General features: G+C 68.8%; 4 protein-coding genes and 1 pseudogene. 1 reads left to right on the forward strand and 4 read right to left on the reverse strand.

The genetic code is table 11. The annotated features are described in order from the left end of the window. Window positions 1–152: 152 nt before the first annotated feature. Entirely contained in the window at window positions 153–1,019 is an 867-nt protein-coding gene (locus L0H79_RS20085) for a class I SAM-dependent methyltransferase (protein WP_301486415.1), read from the reverse strand. Between L0H79_RS20085 and L0H79_RS20090 the strand changes: the two are divergent. Beyond that, window positions 967–2,100, forward strand: a pseudogene (locus tag L0H79_RS20090) (IS481 family transposase); the annotation flags it as partial. The gene L0H79_RS20085 and the pseudogene L0H79_RS20090 sit on opposite strands and share 53 nt — an antisense overlap. Before the next feature lie 464 nt (window positions 2,101–2,564). Here L0H79_RS20090 and L0H79_RS20095 read toward each other — a convergent pair. From L0H79_RS20095 to L0H79_RS20105, 3 genes are read right to left on the reverse strand one after another with little or no spacing between them, the layout of a single operon-like run. After that, on the reverse strand, window positions 2,565–3,416 hold the full coding sequence (locus L0H79_RS20095; protein ID WP_301486418.1) for an ATP-binding cassette domain-containing protein: 852 nt from the start codon (window positions 3,414–3,416) through the stop codon (window positions 2,565–2,567). A gap of 5 nt (window positions 3,417–3,421) precedes the next feature. Continuing rightward, window positions 3,422–4,534, reverse strand: a complete 1,113-nt coding sequence (locus L0H79_RS20100; protein ID WP_301486416.1) for an ABC transporter permease — start codon at window positions 4,532–4,534, stop codon at window positions 3,422–3,424. A gap of 5 nt (window positions 4,535–4,539) precedes the next feature. Next, window positions 4,540–5,652 carry an ABC transporter permease gene (locus L0H79_RS20105; protein WP_301486417.1) on the reverse strand — a complete coding sequence of 371 codons (1,113 nt, stop codon included), beginning with the start codon at window positions 5,650–5,652 and terminating at the stop codon, window positions 4,540–4,542. Window positions 5,653–5,688 lie beyond the last annotated feature (36 nt).

Consider the following 5,688-nt stretch of genomic DNA (forward strand, 5'->3'; position numbering starts at 1 on the left):
GCCGTCGCCACCTCCTCGGTGGTGGTGGTCCACGGCTCGGGCGTGGGCGGGAGCCTTCAGGGCGGGGTAGCGGCGGCCTTCCGCCTATCGGACTGCTCGTCAGCGAGGGCGGCGCCGACGAGGCGAATACTGCTGGCCCGGTCGACCCGCCGCTATCGTCGAGCGGCTGCGGGAGAATGCCGCCCCGGAGGTGCAGCGCGTCGCCGCCTGCCATGGAATCGCATCAGGTGGCCGCGGAACGACAACCTGACGCTGATGTCGGTCAGTCCCGCAGCCGCGAGCCCATCGGCGAGTTCGCCCGGGGCGATGATGCGGTGTGGTGATCCGTCGATTCTGTGCACCCACCGCGCGAGCCGCGTATCGGTGAGGTCGTAGCCGATGAACGCGCCACCGGGTTTCATCACCCGGCTGACCTCGGCCAGAGCGTCCTGCCAGTCGATGACGTGATGCAGCATCAAGTACGACGTGACCATGTCGAAGCTAGCGGTCTCGAACGGCAGCGCCGTCACATCGGCATTCTGGACGTTGACGTGGGGGAATCCAGCTAGTGCGAGTCGAGCGGTGTCGACCATGGTCTGGTCCACGTCGATGACGGTGATTCGGGCGTGGCCGAAGCTGTGGGCGGCTGCAGCAGCCATCGCGCCGCTTCCGCCGCCGATCTCGAGGACGTCGCCGGTGAGTGAATGGTGGTTGAGGGCCCAGGGGAGCACAGCCTTGCGGGCGACGAATCTCCACGCACTGCTGCGGCAGAACGCCCGCTCGAGGGCTGACATGGCTGGCATCCGATTCTTCGCTCCTCGTTGGACGGGGCCAGCAAGCCACAGCGCACGCATCCCCGCATTGCCGCCTCTTTGGTCTGCAGTGTATGACTTCGCCTGATGGTTGACGTTCGGGCTTCGGTTCAGGCCTGACAGTGTTTCGGCTGATGCTTGACGGTCGCTTCGGTTGATCCTTTGCACTCCCTGGATGAGGGAGATGAGCGTGGCTGAGCAGCGGTACAAGGCCGTTTTGGCGGTCATCAGCGATCGCCGTACGGTCACCGAGGTGGCGTCGTCGTGGCAGATGTCTCGACAGACGCTGCACGCGTGGCTGGCCCGGTACGAGGCCGCCGGTTTGGAGGGGCTGGCGGACCGGTCGCACCGTCAGGCGTCGTGCCCGCACCAGATGGACCCGGCCGCGGAGGTGGCGGTGCTGGAGTCGCGGCGCCGGCATCCGGGATGGGGTCCGCGGGGATCATGTTCGAGCTGGCAAGGCAGGGACTCGAGGTCAGCGAGTCGTGGGTGTACCGGGCGCTGCGGCGCGCCGGGCTGGTCGAGCCGGGCCGGCGCCGGCGTGAGCAGCGTGACAGGCGCCGGTGGGAGCGTGGGCGGGCGAACGAGCTGGCAGATGGACGTGGTCGGCGGGTTCCTGCTCGAGGACGGCACCATGCTCAAGTGCCTGACCGGCCTGGATGATCATTCCCGGTTCTGTGGCAGCGCCGAGCTCATGGTCAGGGGGAGGACCCAACCGGTGTGTGACGCGTCGGTATTGGCGCTGGCCAGGCACGGGGTGCCCGAACAGATCCTGACGGACAACGGGAAGGTCTTCACGGGCCGGTTCAACCATCCGCCGACCGAGGTGCTGTTCGACCGGATCTGCCCGGTCAACGGGATCGAGCACCTGCTGACCAAGCCCCGCTCGCCGACGACGACCGGCAAGATCGAGCGGTTCCACCGCTCGCTGCGCGCCGAGTTACTCACCGGCGCCGTGTTCTCCCCGATCGCGTCGGCGCAGGAACGCCTCCACGCGTGGGTCGCCTGGTACAACACCGACCGGCCCCACCAAGGACTCGAGATGGCCACTCTGGCCGAGCGATTCACAGTCGGAGACCGCCGCGAGCCCGCGACCGAGCCGGACCGTTCCGGGCGGACTGGGTCGCCCGAAAGGTCTCCACGGTCGGGTCGTGTGCGTGTCCTGGCAGCAGGTGTCCGTGGGCGGCACCGGGCCGGGGAACGGTGCTACGTGCACGTCGGAGCGGACATCCTGCAGTTCTGGATCGGCAACGAGCTGCTGCGCACCGTCAAACGCGAGGGCACCGGTCCGGTCCGCCAACAAGCGATCTCTGGGAGGTGCACTGACCAAGACCCGCGGAACGCGGCAGCTGAACGTCGAGAGTGTCAAGGCTCAACCGGCGTAGAACCGTCACGCATCAACCCAAGGTCCACACCTCTTTGGTCTGCAGCTTGGAGGCCCTTGACGGGGGCCGGGCGTCCCAGCGTGCCAGGAGACGTTTGGGGCTGCGGATTCCAGGCGATCTGCGTCCACGGCCCAGCCGGGCCATGACCTTCGTGCCCTGGCGGCGCATTAGGGTCGGGCCTCCCGTGGCAGCACCAGGCCAAGCTTGCCTGGTGCGCCGGTCGTCTCGTAGCCATCCTGCAGGGCGTCCGTGCGGGAAGCCTCGCTTGCGCCCCTTCTTCAGCCTCGGTGCCTTCTCGGGCGTCGCCTCAAGCCGCTGCGCCCCGACCCCGCGGACGTCACCGTCGCGCGCACGACCGCTGCCGTATGCCGTCCGGCCGGCTGCGCCCTCACGACGGGTTGGCGGCGGGCAGCTCGGCAGCCTGCCTTCGAACGAATCGTTCTGGGTTGGCGGCAAACTCATCCCGGCACGCCGCGGAGCAGAAGTAGACCGTCTCGCCGTCCCGACGCAGGTGAGGGCTGTCCTGCTTCTCGACGGACATCCCGCACACCGGATCGATGGCCATCTCGCTCATCGCGCGGAACTCACCGTCTTCGAGCCAGAGGATCCGGTCCGCGATGTCCTTCAGGCGCGCGTCGTGGCTGACGATCACCACCGCGGCACCCTCGTGGGTGGCGGCGCGCTTGAGCAGTCGCGCGATCTCGTGCCCGATGCGTGAGTCGAGGTTCGCGCTCGGCTCGTCGGCCAGGATCACGTCTGGCTGGTTGGCGATGGCCCGGGCGATGGCCACGCGCTGCTTCTCACCGCCGGAGAGCTTGTGCGGCCTGAAGTGGAGTCGAGACGCCAGCCCGAACCCCTCGAGCAGCTTCGCGGCGGTGTCGCGGCTCCGTTTGCCTGTCTGGCCGGCCAGGTTGAGCACGAACTCGACGTTCTCCTGGGCCGACAGCGCTGACAGGAGGTTGAAGTCCTGGAAGACAAAGCCGAACCGACGGGCACGAAACGCCGGCAGCTTGCTCTCGGGCAGCGTGGCGAGGTCGACGCCCCCCACGACGATCCGCCCGGACGTGGGCCGGAGCATCGCGCCGAGCATCGACAGCAGGGTGGTCTTTCCACTTCCGGAAGGCCCCATGATGAGCAGGACCTCACCCCGCCGGACCTGCAGACTCACGGAACGGACGGCATGCACCTGGACGTCGCCCTCACCGAAAACCTTGCTCAGGCCCTCGGCCTCGATCGCCATCTCGTTCACAGGGACCTCCGGAACACCGTAGCCGGGTCGACCCGGGCGACCTTGAACAGTGGAGACGCCGCTCCAACCGCACCCAGGAGCGCCGCGCCGACGCTCGCCCGGAACACGGAGGCTGGCTCGACGGCCATCGTCACGTTGGGTGACACCCACTCCACGACCACGGAGAGAATCAGAGCCAAGCCGATCGCGAGGCCGAGTGCCGGTGCGATGGTCCAGAGTGCCTGGGTGAGCACGATCCGGCCCAGCTTCGACGGTGGCGCGCCGAGTGCCTTCATGACGCCGATCTCCCGGAGGCGACCGAGCGTTGCGGCATACAAGGTCAGGCCGACGACGGCCAGACCGATGGCGAACGCGGCCACCGTCATGATCGCCATGAGATCCGTGCTCATGTCTCGCACGATGCCGCGCTCCTGGATGCTGAACTCCGCCCGGGTCTGGGCGGTCAAGCCGGTCCGGGACTCGATGGCCGCGGCCACCGAAGCGGCGGTGAAGCCGGGAGCGAGCCCCACGAGGACGTAGCTGGCGGTCCCGGTGAGGCGGGCCGAGGACGCGAAGTCCCGGAAGTCCACGAACGCGACGGTGTTGGAGATGTTCGTCAGCCCGGACGTCATGCCCGACACCCGCCAGGAGCGCCCCAGGGCCTCGACGCGGTCGCCGACGGACAGCCCCATCGCGTCCGCCGCCCGATCGTCGACGACCATGTCACCCCGGCCAGGTGCGGCCCCCTGCGCGAGACGGGTCGGCCCGCCCGGCTCCCCCGGCAGGTATCCGACGAGATAGGCCAGCTGCCTGGCTGAGGACGCGGTCAGGGAGCCTGACTGGTAGAGGATCGGCTGGGCCCACGCCACGCCGGGGACCGCCGCGACGTCCGCAACCGCGCTGATCGACAGGGACGACGAGGACATGTGCATCGTGCGCACGCCGGCCTGGGAGACGAAGACCGCGGCCGGGGAGCTGTCGATGTAGCGGGTCAGCTGACGCGTCGCACCGGCGAAGATCGCATCCAGGGTGAGCATGAGCAGCAGGGAGACGGTGATCCCGGCGATGCCGAGGAGGGCTCGTCGGCGCTCCGAGAAGAGCATTCGCCGCGCTACGGGGACATCGGGCAACTCCATCACCCCCGGTACACCGAGGCCGGGTCAAGGCGGACCAGGCGCAGGGTCGGAACGACGGCGGCCAGGACTGCCATGAGCACGGCGGCTGCGGCCACGGTCACCACCGCGCCGGCGGAGAGCTGTACCCAGAACTGTGGCCGGAGCCAGGCGATGAGCCGGGAGCCCCCTTCGTAGACGGCCCACCCGGCGACTGCTCCCAGAGCCGTCAGGATGGACGTCTGGCCGAGCACGATGCCGAACTGCCTCGCGCGGGATGCGCCCATCGCCTTGGCGATGCCGTACTCGCGCAGTCGCTCCACGACGGCGGAGTAGACCGTGAGTGCCACGATGAGCGTGCCGGCGATGAAGGCCACGCCCACCATGAGGTTCAGCGGGCCGCCCATGATCTTGGACAGCAGGCGCCGGTCGTTGGCTCCCAGCGCCTCGGGGGTGAGTGCGGCCAGGCCGCTGCGCCGCTCGATGTCTGCGGCGGCGGTCCCGGGGTCCGCGGCGCGCACGAGGACGTAGCTGACCGCACCCCGGGACCTGAGCAGGGCCTCGGCCGCGGTGGGCGACACGAACACGAAGCTCGACATCCAGGACCTCGTGCCGGCTGAAAGGCCGACGATGCGCAGGGAGCTGCCGAGGACCTCGATGCGGTCGCCGAGACCCAGGCCGTGCTGATCGGCAAGGGATTGGTCAACGACCACCTCGTCGTCGGCCGTGACCAGCCTGCCCGCCTGCAGCCGCCAGGGACCTCCCATGCCCCCCGGCTCCGAGGCAATCATGAACGCGAACTGCTTGCGCCCATCCATGTCGAGCACGAGTCCGCGAGCGGTCACCGCATCGGCTCTCTCGACGCCCGGCACAGCTCGGACCGTGCTCACCATGCTGGCCGGGACGACCGAGGTGTCGCCGAGGAAGTTCTGGGTTCCGGGCGCCCCCACGAAGAGGTCGGCGCCGACGTTGTCCTCGTAACTGGAGATCTGGGCCTGAAAGCCGACCCAAAGCCCTTGGAGGATCAGGATGAGGCCGAGCGCCGCTCCGATGCCGATGACCGAGACGACCAACGGGCGCAGGTCCGACATGACCTGGCGGCGAGCAAGGGGAACGCGTCCGAACACCGACACCACAGCCTCTCCGTCGCGGCCGTTCGTGCACATCCATTA

This window comes from Intrasporangium sp. (genome assembly GCF_030452765.1).
Classification (GTDB): Bacteria; Actinomycetota; Actinomycetes; order Actinomycetales; family Dermatophilaceae; genus Intrasporangium_A.